Raw genomic sequence first — 2,383 nt, 5'->3', positions numbered from 1 at the left:
CCTTCCAGCGCGGGGCGACGCTCGGCGAGCTGACCACGCCGCTGCTGCTGCTCGCCGTGCCGGCACTCGGGCGGGCCGACGGTGACGTCTCCACAGCGCGGTGTCTCGGGCGGCCGGTTCGGAAATCACGAAACATTCGGCACTGTAACAGTTCGTTGCGCTCATGACACCCGGGTGCGGCCCGTCGCGGATCTCCACGCGGCGCGGGCCGCGGGGGAGTGCGGCGAGCTCCGGAGCGGCCGGGGGACGGGACGTCGCGCAGTGGCGTGAGTCACGCTGGAGCCGGGCGATTTCGGCTGTTCTGTCTGGATGTTGCCCGTTGATTGGTGGGATTGCTCCGGGCCGGAGGTCGGTGATCGTGTCGGGCCTAAATATGATCGGAAGCCACGATCGTCGGTTAGTGGTGACGGTCGTATGTGCAACCTGGGAACGGTCCGGACCGTCTCTCTGTGTGCGGTGCGCCGGATCGTCAGGGGCGTCGCTTCCGTCGGTGAAAGGTACGCGCATGTCAGGTCGGAGGGGCGAGAGCCCGGCTCGGGGAGAAGGCGTGCCCGCGACGGAAGACGCCGCGGGATCCGTGCCCTCCCCGCGTGCCGGCGGCCGGGCGGAGGCCCGTCGCGCCGCCCAGGGCAAGGGCGGACGCGGCGGTGGCGGCGGCGGGAAAGCGGAGGCCGCGTCGGCGGGTGGTGGCCGGGCCGCCGCCCGCAAGAGTGCCAAGCCCAAGAAGAACGTGAAGAAGATCGTCGCCTGGTCGACGGCGGGCGTGCTGGTGGTCATCGCCGGCGTCGGCGGCGCGATCTACCTCAAGCTGAACGCCAACATCAAGTCCTTCGACGGCGACGCGATAGCCCGCAACCGTCCCCCGGAGGCGAAGGCCGACGCGGACGGCAACAAGCCGGTCAACATCCTGCTGATCGGTTCGGACAGCCGCGGCAAGAACAACGCGGACCTCGGCGGCGGCGAGGACGGCGGCGCCCGTTCGGACACCACGATCCTGTTGCACGTCTACGCCGATCACAAGCACGCCGTGGGGATCTCGATACCGCGCAACGCCAAGGTCGAGCTGCCGTCCTGCAAGCTGCCCAACGGCAAGTGGACCAAGGGCGGCAACACCGACCTGTTCAACGCCGCGTTCTCGATGGGCGGCAGCGACGACGGCAACCCGGCCTGCACCCAGAACACGGTGGAGAAGCTCACCGGCATCCGCGTCGACCACACCCTCGTGGTCGACTTCAACGGCTTCGCCTCGATGACCTCGGCCGTCAACGGCGTGGACATCTGTCTGCCGAAGCCGATCTACGAGGGTGACATCAACCCCAAGCTGAAGAAGAAGGGCGACCTCGTCCTTCCGCAGGGCAAGCAGACCGTGGAGGGCCAGAAGGCGCTCGACTACGTCCGGCTGCGGCACGGCATCGGCGACGGCTCGGACATCGGCCGGATGAAGCGCCAGCAGGCGTTCCTCGGATCGCTCGCCAGCAAGATCAAGAAGGACGGGATGAACCCCACCACCCTTCTGCCGCTGGCCGACGCCGCGACCAAGTCCCTGGTCGTCGACCCCGGCCTGGACTCCGCCGACAAGCTGCTCTCCTTCGGCCTGTCGCTGAAGAACATCGACATGCACGACCTCAAGTTCGTGACGGTTCCGTGGCGTTACCGCACCCAGGACCAGGACCTCGACCTGGTCCAGGCGGACGCCAACAAGCTCTGGGAGACCCTCAAGGCCGACCAGACCATCGACGGCCAGAACGCCACCGGCCAGCAGCCGGACGCCCCGGCCGACGGCACCAGCCCGGCCCCGCAGCAGCCCGCACCGCCCACCACCCCGGCCGCCCCGGCCGCGGACACCGCCAACTCGGCGATCAGGGTGGCGGTCTACAACGGAACGAGCGTCAACGGCCTGGCCGGCAAGGCGACCGAGCAGTTGAAGGGCGCCAAGTTCGCCGCCAGCACGGCGGGCCAGGCGGCGAGCACCAAGTACAGGACCACCACGATCGAGTACGGATCCGGGCAGAAGGCGAACGCCGAGAAGGTCGCCGCGCTGTTCCCGGGCGCCGGCCTGGAGCCCAGCAGCGCCCGGGGCATCTCGGTGATCGCCGGCCAGGACTTCGCCGCCGCGATGGGGATGGCCACCGGTGCCCCGGCCGGCGGCGGCGCGACGGCCGCCACCCCGGGCGTCCCGGCGCCCCCGCAGCCGCTGCCGACCACCATCACCAACGACGCCCGTTCCGCGGACGACGACATCTGCGCGAACACCAGCTACGGCAGCGGCGGCTGACCGCACCCACCGGATACCACGGGGTCCCACCGCGGCGAGCTCATCGCCGACGGCCGCCTCGCCCGCGCCATCCGCACCGTCGAGGCCTTCGGCCTGCAGCTCGCCACC

General features: G+C 70.2%; 1 protein-coding gene. It reads left to right on the top strand.

Annotation, left to right across the window (positions count from 1 at the left end; genetic code table 11):
- Positions 1–547 precede the first annotated feature (547 nt).
- A complete protein-coding gene (locus ACIQOV_RS37690; RefSeq protein ID WP_401055290.1) occupies positions 548–2,275 on the top strand; it encodes an LCP family protein in 1,728 nt (575 codons plus the stop codon).
- Positions 2,276–2,383 lie beyond the last annotated feature (108 nt).

This window comes from Kitasatospora sp. NPDC091257, assembly GCF_044757675.1.
Classification (GTDB): domain Bacteria; phylum Actinomycetota; class Actinomycetes; order Streptomycetales; family Streptomycetaceae; genus Kitasatospora; species Kitasatospora lactacystinica.
Note: the sequence above shows the minus strand (reverse complement) of the source record. Positions and strands in the feature narration are given on the sequence as shown.